Origin of the sequence: Serratia microhaemolytica, from assembly GCF_004011885.1 — a bacterium.
Classification (GTDB): domain Bacteria; phylum Pseudomonadota; class Gammaproteobacteria; order Enterobacterales; family Enterobacteriaceae; genus Serratia_G; species Serratia_G microhaemolytica.
The window spans coordinates 1-1166 of sequence record NZ_SBEF01000125.1 but is presented as its reverse complement, the minus strand read 5'-3'; the positions used below and the strand labels follow the sequence as shown (position 1 = coordinate 1166).

At 65.7% G+C, this 1166-nt stretch carries 1 protein-coding gene; it reads right to left on the bottom strand.

Annotated elements, in window-relative coordinates:
• The coding region (locus EOJ37_RS14980; RefSeq protein ID WP_206194079.1) for a PAAR domain-containing protein at nucleotides 1–1118 on the bottom strand (1118 nt) is incomplete at its 3' end.
• Nucleotides 1119–1166 lie beyond the last annotated feature (48 nt).

Genomic DNA, 1166 nt, shown 5'->3' with positions numbered 1-1166 from the left:
CGTTGCGCGCCGGTCATGGCGCCGCGCAGCACTTTCGGGGCGCGGCTGGCGAGTTTGCCCAGGGCGCCGGTTAAGCGCCCGGCCAGTTTCTGCCCGAGGCCGGAGGGCGGTAGTACGTAGCTGGCGATGTTGATCACGCCGAGGATTTTGCGCATCCAGGGCGGGAATTCGGCGTCGATGTCGAGGTAGGTCAGTTGTCCGCCGCCGATGAAGACGTTGTTTGAGCCGCTTTTGATGCTGGCGGAGCAGGTGAGTTTGTCGTCTTTGCGTGCCGCCGGTTGGCCGTTGATAAAGACGCTGCCGCTGCCTTGGGCGATGCGTGGCGGTTTTGCCTCTTTGCATTTCACCGTGTCGCCCGGCGCTTCGGGGAAGTTGACCTGTTTGGCGGTGCCGCCATGCCCCCCGGCCAGGGTGATCAGTTCGGCCACCACCGGGCCGCCGATCAGCCAGTCGCTGGCGGCGCTGAGGCGATCGCCCACGCTGGCGCCGTTGCGCCCGAGCAGGGTGTCGATATTGCGCCGCTCCACGTCATTGGCCCAGAGGACCGCTTGTTCAACGCCATCGACTGCCGCACCAACCCCTTCAGCCGCCGCACCAAACAGGTGCTGGGTGGCGGCCAGATACTGGCCTTGGTCGGCGGCCTGCTTCATTGCCTGCCACTCGCTGGTTGGCGGTTCGCTGACCGTCACTGGGGTGGTGGGCAGGGTGGCACCGGCGCGTGCTGCTGCCCGATGGTTGATGAACACATTCGGTGAGCCGGTGATGATCACGCCGTCGGGGGTGGTGAACAGGCTGTCGACCAGGCCGGTGACCTGATCTTTCAGTTTGTCGATCAGCGGGGCGACTTTAAACGCGGCATAGATCGCCAGGCCGCCGATCAGCAGGCTGGCGGGAAAGGTGAGGGTAACGGCGGCGATCACTGCTACGCCGGTGGCGATGGTCAGCGCGGCGCCAACCAGGGCACCGACCAGGGCGGCAAAGAAGCTTTTGTGTTTGACTGGGTCGCCGAGGCGGGCGGCGACCGGCCCTGGTTGCCAAGCGGCACGCTGTGCGCTTAGCGCAGCAAATTGCTGTTCACGCTGCTGTTGTTCGCCCTGTAGCCGTTGCAACCCTTGCATCCGGCCCACTATTGAGGCGCCGAGCCGCGCCCCCAGCGGCTCTCCGTT